Origin of the sequence: Mycobacterium sp. (assembly GCF_035499775.1) — a bacterium.
Classification (GTDB): domain Bacteria; phylum Actinomycetota; class Actinomycetes; order Mycobacteriales; family Mycobacteriaceae; genus Mycobacterium.
Genome location: NZ_DATJYB010000304.1, coordinates 1 through 8,593 on the forward strand (window position 1 = coordinate 1; position 8,593 = coordinate 8,593).

General features: G+C 66.1%; 11 protein-coding genes. 6 read left to right on the forward strand and 5 right to left on the reverse strand.

From position 1 onward, the window contains the following. On the forward strand, window positions 1–539 hold a 539-nt coding region (locus tag VML93_RS19250; RefSeq protein ID WP_325613120.1), incomplete at its 5' end, for a tyrosine-type recombinase/integrase. Continuing rightward, window positions 532–825 carry a hypothetical protein gene (locus VML93_RS19255; protein ID WP_325613122.1) on the forward strand — a complete coding sequence of 98 codons (294 nt, stop codon included), beginning with the start codon at window positions 532–534 and terminating at the stop codon, window positions 823–825. The genes VML93_RS19250 and VML93_RS19255, both read left to right, overlap by 8 nt. A gap of 4 nt (window positions 826–829) precedes the next feature. Here the strand turns inward: VML93_RS19255 and VML93_RS19260 are convergent, their stop codons facing one another. The 3 genes from VML93_RS19260 to VML93_RS19270 all read right to left on the reverse strand — a co-directional run bounded on the left by VML93_RS19260 (window position 830) and on the right by VML93_RS19270 (window position 2,248). After that, window positions 830–1,513, reverse strand: a complete 684-nt coding sequence (locus VML93_RS19260; protein ID WP_325613123.1) for a hypothetical protein — start codon at window positions 1,511–1,513, stop codon at window positions 830–832. A 160-nt stretch (window positions 1,514–1,673) separates the two neighbouring features. Further along, window positions 1,674–2,054, reverse strand: coding sequence for a type II toxin-antitoxin system death-on-curing family toxin (locus VML93_RS19265; RefSeq protein ID WP_325613125.1), 381 nt, complete (start codon window positions 2,052–2,054; stop codon window positions 1,674–1,676). Next, entirely contained in the window at window positions 2,051–2,248 is a 198-nt protein-coding gene (locus VML93_RS19270; protein WP_325613135.1) for a FitA-like ribbon-helix-helix domain-containing protein, read from the reverse strand. Before VML93_RS19270 ends, VML93_RS19265 begins: the two co-directional genes overlap by 4 nt. 914 nt (window positions 2,249–3,162) lie before the next feature. On the opposite strand from VML93_RS19270, the gene VML93_RS19275 reads away from it, so the two are divergent. Further along, complete coding sequence (locus tag VML93_RS19275; RefSeq protein ID WP_325613126.1) at window positions 3,163–4,305, forward strand: tyrosine-type recombinase/integrase; 1,143 nt, start codon at window positions 3,163–3,165, stop codon at window positions 4,303–4,305. After that, window positions 4,298–4,609, forward strand: a complete 312-nt coding sequence (locus VML93_RS19280) for a hypothetical protein (RefSeq protein ID WP_325613128.1) — start codon at window positions 4,298–4,300, stop codon at window positions 4,607–4,609. The genes VML93_RS19275 and VML93_RS19280 overlap by 8 nt, the downstream gene beginning before the upstream one ends. A 44-nt stretch (window positions 4,610–4,653) precedes the next feature. Here the strand turns inward: VML93_RS19280 and VML93_RS19285 are convergent, their stop codons facing one another. Next, window positions 4,654–5,142 (reverse strand): hypothetical protein, encoded by a 489-nt coding sequence (locus VML93_RS19285; RefSeq protein ID WP_325613129.1) that lies wholly within the window; start codon window positions 5,140–5,142, stop codon window positions 4,654–4,656. Between the two features lie 196 nt (window positions 5,143–5,338). On the opposite strand from VML93_RS19285, the gene VML93_RS19290 reads away from it, so the two are divergent. Further along, window positions 5,339–6,379, forward strand: a complete 1,041-nt coding sequence (locus tag VML93_RS19290) for an IS110 family transposase (RefSeq protein WP_325613130.1) — start codon at window positions 5,339–5,341, stop codon at window positions 6,377–6,379. A gap of 859 nt (window positions 6,380–7,238) precedes the next feature. On the opposite strand, the gene VML93_RS19295 is transcribed toward VML93_RS19290, so the two are convergent. Continuing rightward, window positions 7,239–7,667, reverse strand: a complete 429-nt coding sequence (locus VML93_RS19295; RefSeq protein ID WP_325613132.1) for a PH domain-containing protein — start codon at window positions 7,665–7,667, stop codon at window positions 7,239–7,241. A gap of 739 nt (window positions 7,668–8,406) precedes the next feature. On the opposite strand from VML93_RS19295, the gene VML93_RS19300 reads away from it, so the two are divergent. After that, window positions 8,407–8,593: hypothetical protein (locus VML93_RS19300; RefSeq protein WP_325613134.1), on the forward strand; the 187-nt coding region annotated here is incomplete at its 3' end.

The window sequence follows — 8,593 nt, forward strand, 5'->3', positions numbered from 1 at the left end:
GTTTGCGGTGGGGCGAGCTGGCCGGGCTATCTCGTCAACGAATCGACCGGATGCACGGCGTCATCCACGTCGTCGACTCGTTGGTTCAGCTCAACGGCGGCAAGCGCTTCATCGGCCCACCGAAGTCCGCGGCCGGCCGCCGCTCTGTCGCGGTCCCGCCTCACTTGTGGCCAGAGATCGATGAGCACCTTGCGACCTACGTCACCGCTGACCCGAGTGCGCTGGTCTTCACAAAGGCGTCAGGCGTTTCGCTCGACCGCAACAACTTCCACACCATATGGCGCCGCGCGACCAGGGCAGCCGGCATGCCGGACTACCACTTCCACGACCTGCGCCATCTTGCGGCAACGCTGGCCGCCGTCAACGGCGCAACGACCCGAGAACTGATGCACCGGATGGGCCACTCGAGTTCGCGGGCCGCGTTGATCTACCAGCACGCCACCGAAGATCGCGACCTGGCGATCGCTGAAGCAATGAGCAACTTGCTCATGCCGACCGCTCTGCAGCCTCGGCCACAGGCGGAGGTGATCGATGGGTAAGCGTCAGCGCCGCCGGCTTCGCGAGCATCCAAACACCCGGATCTCCCGAACGGACCTCCAAGCGGCGCGCGACCCAACGGGGGATGCGACCGCCCGGCTGCGGGGCTTAGTCGAACAGCGTGCGTGCATCGAGCACGAGATCGACACGGAGGTCGACCAGCTTCACCGCTGGGGTTTCGACTGGCCGACGATCGCCGACGCCGTCGGCGTCACCCGCCAAGCTGCCCGGCAGCGTCACAATCGCCGGGCTGGCATGCAGCGGACCTCTGTCCGGTCGCGGCTGTGAGGGACTACGGGTATTCGTAATAGAGCAGCACGTGATGGCGGCGGTTAAGGAAGACGAGGACACCTTGTAACGCGCCCGAGTGGCGCGGGCCGCCGATGATCGCGTAGGAGTCGTCGGCCACACGTGCTCCACATGAGTGGCGGATGTAACCGTACTGAGGTGGCACTCCGATCCTTGGCGGCATTCCGCGCAGCGGCCCGGCGTAGAGCACAGGAACTCGTGGGGCGCCCGGGCCCATTGGGGAGTGCGGATTGCTCCAGTTCTTGCGGTGTCGCCAGTCGGCTCGAACGACGGACCACCAGGCTCGGTCTGTGTGGTGCAGGTCGTAGCCGAAGGTGTGGGTCTGCTTGCTTGCCCAGTAGACGGCCGCACGGGCCTGTTCCGTGCCGTCCAACCGGGCGACCCCAGATGGTGCCGGACAGGCGGGGATACTCCCAGCGCCACCGTGACGCGGCCGCGGGTAGATGCTCGTCGGGAAGCCAGCCGCGCCGGTTGCCGGCAGACGGTATGGCGTGTTGGTCGACTGGACGTCGTGTTTCTGGGTGGGCCGCCCACCAGTTGCCGGGCTCGAGCCGCCGGCGGCGCAGCCCGCGACCGCAAGAGCAAGGCAGACGCTCAGCGCGGTCGCGATCAACGCTTCGTTCGTCAGCCGAGGCGCCCGACTGTCCTCGCCGGAACTGTTACCCATGACCCATCGACGCCTCCGGCACCGCGAAGGTTGGCACGCCGCACCGACCGTACGGTAACGGCACGCTTCTGCGCGACCCATGAGCGCCGACAACGCGCGTTGCTTGAAGCCAAGTGTGTCTGGGCATTTTGGGGTTGCGTGGGGACGCGGGTGCTGATGGTCAGGACCGGCGCGGCTTGGTACGGCGAGCGAGGCTTTTGGCGATGGCCGGAATGTCGTCGAGCTGTGACGTGGCGATGGAAATAATCAGGTCGTAGGCCTCGTCGTTGGACATGGTGAGCCGTCGGCCGTTGACCCCGAGAAACGCGATCCCCGCGGCGAGCGCGAGCCGCTTGTTGCCGTCGACCAACGGGTGGCTCCGCGCGATCGAGTGGATCAGCGCAGCCGTCTTCTCGTGCAGAGAGGGGTAGGCGTCCTCGCCGAACGCCGACGCCCGCGGCCGCGCCGCCGCCGCTTCGAGGAGGCCGAGGTCGCGCACCTCGACGTTGCCGAGAACGCGCTCCGCGATGTGCAGCAGATCCTCGAGGTCGAGGTAGATCACTCTCCGAGCCGTCGAAGCGCCTCGGCGTAGCGCGGCAGCTCCTCGTCGAGCACCTGGTCGAGCAGCTCACGCCGACTGGTCCGCTCGACGTACTCCCGCACCGCCTGGCGGGCGACCTCTTGCATCGAGCGACCCTCATGCTCGGCGCGCTGTCGCAGGGCCTCAGTCTCGCCGTCATCCAGCCGTAGGGTCATCGCCACAAAGCCAATGATACCAACTTTGATACCAGGCGTCCCCACGATCGTCCCCACGCGGGAAATCGCTCAGCACCCCGAGTGCGTAAGGCGACTCACCTGAATCTCGAAGTCGTGCGACGACTCCGGTGGGAGGACGAGGCACCGCGCGGGCTGGCCGGTGGCCTGAACGACCAGGTAATCCGAGGCCGAGCCGGGGGTGGACTCGGGTGACGGCGCGAAGTTGGCTGAGTGCCCAGCTGCTATCTGCTGCGTTGCGATCTGCTTTGCAGTCGGAGAACCGCAAGGGTGGCCGCGTTCATACTGGCTCACAGGCCCGCACTCGACCGCGGTAACAGCGGTAGAAGTGTCGTTGACCACTCTGACGACGTCAGAGTTGGCGGCGGGGCTGTCGTGGTGCGTCGTGCCGCCACAGCCCGCTACACCGGTCACCATGCACACCACGACCAAGATCGGAGCGGTCACGCGGCGAGCCGACATGCGCGTGAGTTTGCCATGTTGATCCAGATCGCGTGTCGAACGACTCCGTTCGCTCATGCCGCGTCCCCACGAGCGTCCCCACTGCCGCTGGCCGCGTGTTCACTTCGTGCCCCATCGCGGGCATACTCGGGCCGTCAGACGACAGTGAAGGAGACTCCTCGGACATGACCAGCAGCGCGATCTCGCGCACAGCTGGTCAGCAACAAAGCCTGCGTTCGCTTCCAAGCTGGTCATGCGGGTTCGATTCCCGTCGCCCGCTCTGACCGAGTGGCAGGTCAGGCGCTCTGCTCACCGTGTGAGTGCTGTGACTCGACATCACGTTTCGTTTGGGCACGCTCAGCGTGCCATTCGCGTGCCACTTCTCTGTGGCGACTTCGGACTGGGTACGCCGACGAGTACGTCTTTGGGTACGCCGTAGCGTCAGGGTCGCGGCCATGAGCGGGAAGCGGCGGCGGTTCGGAGCCGTACGACGGCTGCCGTCTGGTCGCTATCAGGCTCGCTACCGCGCTGGCGACGGGCGGACCCACGCCGCGCCAACGACCTTCGCGACTCGACGGGAGGCCGAGAAGCACCTGGCGGTCGTCGAGACCGACCTGCTGCGCGGCACGTGGCTCGATCCGACGTCGGGTGACATCCGGCTCGACGTCTACGCGCCGCGATGGATCGCAGAGCGGCCGATCGAGCTGCAACCTCGGACGCTGGAGATCGACAACGGGCTGCTCAGAAAGCACATTTACCCGGCGTTCGGCGGGACGGCGTTGTGCGACATCTCGTCGGCAGCAGTCCGCACGTGGCACGCATCGCTGCGCGCCGACGGCGTCGGCCAGGTCACCGTCGCCAAGGCCTACCGACTGCTGAAGGCGATCATGGCAACGGCCGTCGACGACGAGTTGATCGCCCGCAATCCGTTCCGACTTCGGAACGCTGGCGTCGAACGGACGCCGGAACGCAAGCCACCGTCGATCACGGAGGTCGTGGCGATCGCGGATGCGATCGAGCCGCGATACCGCCTGCTGGTATTCCTCGGCGCGTGGTCGGGCCTGCGATGGGGCGAGCTGGCCGGACTTTCGCGGCAGCGGATCGACCGGATGCACGGTGTCATCCAGGTAATCGACTCGATGGTTCAGCTAAACGGCGGCAAACGGTTCATCGGTCCGCCGAAGTCAGCCGCTGGCCGCCGTTCCGTCGCGGTGCCTCCGCACCTGTGGCCGGAGATCGAGACGCACCTCGCGACATACGTCGAGCCGGAGCCGACCGCGCTCGTGTTCACGAAGGCGTCCGGCGTCTCGCTCGACCGCAACAACTTCCACACCATGTGGCGCCGCGCGACCAGGGCTGCCGGCGTGCCGGACTACCACTTCCACGATCTCCGTCACCTCGCCGCGACGCTGGCCGCGGTCAGCGGCGCGACCACTCGCGAGCTGATGCATCGGATGGGTCACTCGAGTTCCCGGGCCGCGTTGATCTACCAACACGCGACCGAGGACCGCGACCTCGCGATCGCTGACGCGATGAGCAAGTTGGTCATGCCGACACCCACGCCGCCTCGCACCGAACGGACGGCGAGTGATGGGTAAGCGCCAACGCCGCCGACTCCGTGAGCGCAGCCAACAGGTGACGCCGTCCTGGCAGGCCCCGGATCCAAGGCGGGGAGCCGAGATCGACGCGAGCCGTCGTCTGCAGCAGTTTGTCGACCAGCGAAGGGTGATCGATCAGGAGATCGACGAAGAGATCGGTCGGCTCAAGCGCCGCGGCGCCAGCTGGCCGACCATCGCCGGCTCCCTCGGCGTCACCCGCCAGGCTGCGAGGCAACGCTGGCTTCGAGCTACTGGCGACGCGACCAACAACACGAGGTCGACGACTGCCGGACGCCGAACATAACCGGCGTTACACAGCGCCCCTGAGCTTGTCCGAGGACCCGTGGTCTAGTTGCGCGGGCATTCAAGTGGGGAGCCTTTGGTGGCCCGTAATTCAAAACTGATTGGCGCTGTCACACTGCCATGGATGATGCCGTCCGCCCAGTCGACGGTGATCGACGTGAACGCCATCCGTCCGGGTCGGGATGCGGTGAGCTCCAAGCGGAGGTACGTCGATGGATTCAACGGTGTACCTGCGACCGGTGATACCGACGCTGGTTGGGCACACGACAATGGGTAGCCATCGAGGTTGTTACCGCCGGTCCGCGCGAATGTTGTCGAGACAAATCTGACGTTAAGCCCCGGCGCGACGTTGTTGGCGTGAACGCCGGTGATGTGAGCGCCGTCTCTGCGTGCCGGTATGGCGAGGTCATGAAAGATCGTCTGCCCGACGTGAGCAGGTTCGCTGCCGCGACCGCCCAACGGAAGGCCGTGGGGATATGGACGAACAGCGGCATAGGCGATGCCATAGGCGCTACCCGCCGCGACGATGATCACCGGCGCCGCGAGCCACCACCATCGACGTCGAGGCATTGACGCAGCGTAGAGACAAAGTCAACCGAGTTGTGGCCTCAGAACCATTACGGTCGACCAGACGGACGCGAAGTGATGCCATAACGGGGCGGGGCCTCCGCTCCTGTGGGGTTCTCCGAGAATTCGGAGTGCTCTCACCGCTACAAGAAGGAGGCCCGCGATGAGCAGTATCTCCGGTAGGCAAGTGGTTGGGGTAGATCTGCATCTGCACCGGTCGGTGGTCGGGTTGATTGACGTGGATGGCAGCCAGTTGGGCTGGGTCCGGATCGATAACGACCCGAGGGCGTTGGTCCGGGAGTGTCGTAAGGCGGGGCGTGGTGCGCCGGTCGCGATTGAGGCGACGTATGGCTGGTATTGGGCGGTCGACGCGTTGCAGGCGGCGCGCTTCGAGGTGCATCTGGCGCATCCGTATGGGATGAAGGCGATGCGTGCCCGTAAGCGGGTGAAGACTGACCCGCGGGACGCGTTCGAGCTGGCGAACCTGCTGCGCCTGGGGTCGTTGCCTGAGGCTTATATCGCGCCGCCGGAGCTGCGTGAGCTGCGTGAGCTGGTGCGGCACCGGCAGCAGCTGGTGAAGACCTCGACCGCGGTGAAGGCCGGTGTCCGTGCGTTGCTGGCGAAGCGCGGTATCCGGCTGGCCGCGACCGACCTCGATGGTGACGCTGGGAGCGAGCAGCTGGCGGCCGTGTCGTTGCCGGGGACGTATGCGATCCGGCTCGCCGCGCAGCGCCGGCTGATGCTGGTCCTCGCCGAGGAGGTCGCCGCGACCGAGCTCGAGCTCGCCATCCGGCTGCGGCACCACCCGGGCTACTGCCGGTTGCTCGGGTTGAAAGGCATCGGTCCGGTGCTGGCCGCGATCTTCATCGCGGAGATCGGTGACATCACCCGGTTCGAGACCGCGGCGGCGTTGTGCTGCTGGGCCGGGATCACCCCACGGCACTACGAGTCCGATAAGACGGTGCGCCGCGGTCACATCAGTAAGGAAGGCGCGAAGCTGGTCCGCTGGGCGGCGGTCGAGGCGATCCAGCGCAGCTGCGAGCCGGCGGTGAAGAAGGTCAAGGACGATCTCATCGCTCGCCGCGGTGCCGGTGCGCGCAACATCGCGAAGACCGCAGCCGCTCGGCGGATGCTCGAAGCGGTCTACTACACGCTGCACGACGGCGAGGCCCGGTTCCTCACCGCGCAACCGGCAGCAGCGTGACGACCGAGACATCGTGCGGGCCGGGGAACGGCATGACCCACCGGCAGGTGCGGTCGAGGAAGTGAATGGCCCCACGACCCTGGACCCCCAGGGCTCCCGACGGCTTCATGCAGTCACCACACGCGAAGGAATGCCTGGCAGCTCTGGCTGCCGTCGCTCGCGACCACCGAGCTGAAGCCATCACCACAACCCAATAGCCGACGGCGCCGGCAGAACAGATCCTGCGTCGACCACGAGACGGCCTCAACACCGTTCGTCCTCGCCCTCCGGGCTCCGGGCGCTGCGTGTTGACCCCGCCCCGCGGACGACCATGCCCCAAGATCAGCCGGCCCCACTCAACGAAAGCTTGACAAACAAGACCCCGTTCATGAATGCCGTTCTCGTGCAACGACCCGACCGACGACGCCGACCCGGTGCTATGCGCGCGGCACTCTGAGGGATGATCGACTCGTGGTCGGGAAACCGGAGCCAGTCGACAGCCGCGGCTTTGGCGGCATCAGCTGGCTACCTCGCATCGCCGCTCCGCGACGGCAGCCGAGGGCGTCACAAATCACGCTGCACCAAGCGCCGGAGGTGGCCTCTAAAGACGAGCGCTGCGGGGCGGCGGCTTACTACCGTCCGTTCGGTTCCGGCGTGACGCTCGCCGGTCAGTGGGACGCACGAGTGACCTGTGCGCTCGCCCGCGATCACGAGGGCGACCATGTGTCGGCGCCTCGGAGGGAACACCGGCTGCCGTGGTTGCCTCGCCGGTGGTGGGCATACTCCTGGCCACGGGTAGCCCGCACAGAACCTGCCAGCCGATAGCGTCCGACACGAGCCAGATGCGAGGTGCTGTTCCAGCGCACGCGATCCGGCCTTTTCAATCACAATGATCAGTCCTCAAGGCTCTCGGACGGGACGCCGCGCGCGCGCCGGTCAACTGCGCTAGCGCGGGTTGGGCGTCACGGCCGGACGGCCCGCCTTTCATCAGCAACCCGAATGTGCGCAGTTTCCGACCATCCACCGTCTCAACGGTGATCCAGTAGCCCCCGCGGCCAAGGAATGGAGACTCGGCGACCGTCCCAAAACCCGCGACCTCTGGCCAGCTCACGCGCCTGTTGCGCATCAGGCCGTGAACCGTCAGGCCCGCAGAGTCAGTGGTAATGCCGATGCGGAAGCACCTGAAGAAAAGCAACCCTGATGCGACTGTCGACAGGATGAAGAACACCTCGCCGAGTCGGGTGTCTCCAGTGGTAGCGCCAGCAGAGGTGAGCGTCAGCGCGGCGAGGAGAACTGCCAGCCCGCCCACAGTCCACCACGATCGAATCACTTTCCCACGGTATAGGTGGAGCTCTCCCGCACACCGAGGGTCCAATCGGTGACAGCCTTGGGCCATGCTCGGGCGTCTATCGACTGTGAAGTGTCTACCGGCGGTTGGTCTCGCCCCCGTCGTCGGTCTCCTAGTGACCGCTTGCGGCACAGCGAGCCCCCATCGGACTGTCACCGGTCGCGCCTCAGCCTCCGTCCAGTCCAGCAACGAGCAAAAGGTCGTTGTTACCGCCAGTGGTCGCCTGCTCGAGGAGTTTGAGGGCCTGCTCCATTCGACATTCGGGTCAAAACCCGTGTGCGCTCGGGATAGCCGCAACGGACCGATGACCTTCGTGGCCAACGGCTGTTCGCCACTCGCGAAGTACGACCCGTACCTATACACGTTCAAGCACCCGACCAACGCGACCCTGCGGCCTTTCTCACCGCCAACCCCGAAACTTCGGGAACTACCCGAGGGTCATCTTGATCCACCACGGGACGATGAGGTGCGACATGGGCAATCACCCGAGGTACCTCGTCACGTATGCCGACACGGCCTCGTTCTCGCTGGCCTGCCTGGCTCCTCAGTAATCCGCGTGAGGTGCCTGATCGCGTACGCGAGGCCCGGCGTTCCCGAACGCACCGAACCGTTGCTCGACCTGCGGCGTCTTAGAACCGTGACGGTCGCGAAGCACCGCTTAGTGCATGGCGTTCTCGTCTGCTCATTTGCAGTTGCGGTGATGGCCGGGTGCAGCAGCAGCCACAGTGCGACGCCTGACGAGAAGACATCGGTCGCTTCACCTTCGCCTGCGTTGCCGTTGATCGCCGCGAGTGGCCCCTACCCGCGCGTGCTTCCCGGAATAGGGTCGATCGTCGGGATCACCGAATTTTCGGGCCAGAGCACCCAACTGATGGCGGCCCAAGGCG